The sequence below is a fragment of the Snodgrassella alvi genome, from assembly GCF_002777855.1.
Classification (GTDB): Bacteria; Pseudomonadota; Gammaproteobacteria; order Burkholderiales; family Neisseriaceae; genus Snodgrassella; species Snodgrassella alvi_E.
In genome coordinates this window covers 1-1,727 of sequence record NZ_MEIK01000024.1, presented here as the reverse complement: position 1 = coordinate 1,727, position 1,727 = coordinate 1, and the positions used below count along the sequence as shown (strand labels likewise).

Annotated in this window: 2 protein-coding genes; both read left to right on the top strand. The window is 34.2% G+C overall.

The window, feature by feature from the left end; all coding sequences use genetic code 11:
• On the top strand, positions 1–211 hold a 211-nt coding region (locus tag BHC43_RS10670; RefSeq protein ID WP_180297414.1), incomplete at its 5' end, for a hypothetical protein.
• Between the two features lie 239 nt (positions 212–450).
• Positions 451–1,326, top strand: a complete 876-nt coding sequence (locus BHC43_RS03340; protein WP_100156183.1) for a hypothetical protein — start codon at positions 451–453, stop codon at positions 1,324–1,326.
• Positions 1,327–1,727 lie beyond the last annotated feature (401 nt).

Genomic DNA, 1,727 nt, shown 5'->3' with positions numbered 1-1,727 from the left:
AACCCTTATCCTTTGCGATATTGTTGGCCAAGTACAATCTTGTCATCATGATTTTTTTGTTAGTAATTTTCCAGTAAAAGTTAGTATCAGTTACAACCGTACCTATCTCAAGTTATGGCGGCAAACCGAAAAAAATATCGCTGCCATACTAGATAGCTGGGTGGTGACTAATGATGGCAAATTAATTAAAAAGCAGGCTGGCAAGATATAAATTGAAACAGATGCACAACTGATACAACCTCATTCAGCCAATTTTGCCATTTTTTAAGAGAAATTCCGGTTTGCTTGCTATTTTACGCTAATTATATTCGGTAGCTTGTATATATATTAAACATAATAATCCATTCAGAGTTAATTTTTCATTACATTAGTTAATTTTTGTGTATATTTTTGTTTGCATTATCTTAAAATTATGCTAATTTATATGTTAGTCCTACAGGAGACATCAGTATGAGAAATTTATTGATTTCGTATGCTAAAGCTGTCTGTTTAACTGGCCTGCTTTTGCTGGCTGGCTGTTCTGATAAGGATAAAGACAAAGCCAAACAGCAGCCGGTACCTTTCATTAATCAGGACCGATTTGGCCGCTATGATTCCATTGGTAATCTGGGCGGTAAACCAGTCAGTATTCCTGACGGCGTAGTACTTCACTGGGTGCGTTATGTTGGAGACCCTGGTGATTTTGATGCCAGCAAAAAAGCACAAAAATACAAACGTCCACCTATTACTTATCAGCTACCCATTAAAAGCTTTGGTTTGTTTTATCGCCTTACTGATGGTGCGCTAATGAGCTATAAAGAACAAACCGAAATAGATTATTTGCATGATAATAAAACTTTAATTCCTGAAGGTAAGCCCTTTCCATGGGGACACATGATTGTTTATAATTTAGTAAGTCCTAAGCAATTCAAAAATTATAATCATAGGTTTAAAAATATTTTAAAATCGTCAAAAGAAAGCTGGGATTTTGAATATTCTAAGCAGCCTAATAAAGTATTTGGCTTAACCTATTACCAAGCCAATAACGGTATAGACCCCAGTACCAATCAGCCATGGACAGATAATATTGCAGGAAGGGATCTGTATATCTATCGGGATGCAAATAATAACATTAAAACCCTTATCCTTTGTGATATTGTTGGTCAAGTACGATCTTGTCATCATGATTTTTTTGTTAGTAATTTTCCAGTAAAAGTTAGTATAAATTATGACCGGCTCTATCTGAAACTATGGCAGCAAACCGAAAAAAATATCACTGTCATACTGGATAGCTGGGTAGTCACTAATGATGGCAAATTAATTAAAAAGCAGGCTGGCAAAGTATAAATCTAAAAGATGCATACCTGTTACACCACTAATTGTAGTAATTATTTTTGGAACAATGCATGTAATATTGATACAACCTCATTCAGCCAATTTGTCATTTTTTTAGAGAAATTCCGGTTTGCTAGCTATTTTACGCTAATTATATTTGGTAGATAGCATATATATTAAAACATAATAATCCATTTAGAGTTAATATTTCGTTACGTTAGTTAATTTTTGTGTATGTTTTTGTTTGCATTATCCTAAAATTATGCTAATTTATATGTTAGTCTGATAGGAGACATCAGTATGAGAAATTTATTGATTTCGTATGCTAAAGCTGTCTGTTTAACTGGCCTGCTTTTGCTGGCTGGCTGTTCTGATAAGGATAAAGACAAAGCCAAACAGCAGCCGGTACCTTT